At 60.4% G+C, this 535-nt stretch carries 1 protein-coding gene; it reads right to left on the reverse strand.

Annotated elements, in window-relative coordinates:
- The coding region (locus ACQZ2L_RS25055; protein ID WP_430328312.1) for an immunoglobulin-like domain-containing protein at window positions 1–535 on the reverse strand (535 nt) is incomplete at both ends.

Here is a 535-nt window from a genome sequence, read left to right on the forward strand (position 1 = left end):
AGTGACAGTCGCGACCAACTCGCTAGCGTCTTTGTACACGTCTTCGCTGTTCGGGTTCGGGACTTGGATCGAGCCCTTGCCGTTGCTGTCGATGTTGACGGTGTAGTCGGTGCTGCCGATGCGTACGTTCAGAACAACTGGATCGCTGCCGGCTTGTGGCTTGTCGCTCAGCTCGAAGTTGAAGGTGACTTTGGCATCAGCCTCGGTCGCCGGAACGCCGGTTACCTTGACGGTGACTGGAGTCTCGGTGTCAGCGATCTGCGCAGTGCCGGTCGCGCCAGTGGCGATTTTCTCGAAGTTACCGCCGGTGCCGCCGGTGACGGTGGCGACCAGTTGGCTGGCATCCTTGTACACGTCTTCGCTGTTCGGGTTCGGCACCTGGATGGAGCCCTTGCCGTTGCTGTCGATATTGACGGTGTAGTCGGTGCTGCCGATGCGCACGTTCAGTACGACCGGATCGCTGCCAGCCTGAGGCTTGTCGCTCAGCTCGAAGTTGAAGGTGACTTTGGCATCCGCTTCGGTCGCCGGAACGCCA

The sequence above is a fragment of the Pseudomonas shirazensis genome (assembly GCF_050496565.1).
In the GTDB taxonomy this organism is placed as follows: domain Bacteria; phylum Pseudomonadota; class Gammaproteobacteria; order Pseudomonadales; family Pseudomonadaceae; genus Aquipseudomonas; species Aquipseudomonas shirazensis_A.